Annotated in this window: 1 pseudogene; it reads right to left on the bottom strand. The window is 70.5% G+C overall.

From position 1 onward, the window contains the following. Positions 1-237: pseudogene (locus SB772_RS45385) on the bottom strand (efflux transporter periplasmic adaptor subunit); the annotation flags it as partial.

Below are 237 nucleotides of genomic sequence, written 5' to 3'. Positions count from 1 at the left end.
GAGCGCGGCTTGCGCGCGTTGCAGGGCCGCCGCGGCCGTATCCATGTCGGCCTTGAACGGTGCCGGGTTGATCTGGAACAGCGGCTGGCCTGCCCGCACTTCCGTGCCTTGCTCGAACAGCCGTCGCTGCACGATGCCGTTGACCTGGGGTCGGATCTCGGCAATCCGGACCGCCGCGACACGGCCGGGCAGGTCTTCGGTCAGATCGAGGCGCGAGGCGGCCAGCGTCATCGCCGC

This window comes from Paraburkholderia sp. SIMBA_030 (genome assembly GCF_046535245.1).
In the GTDB taxonomy this organism is placed as follows: Bacteria; Pseudomonadota; Gammaproteobacteria; order Burkholderiales; family Burkholderiaceae; genus Paraburkholderia.
Note: the sequence above shows the minus strand (reverse complement) of the source record. Positions and strands in the feature narration are given on the sequence as shown.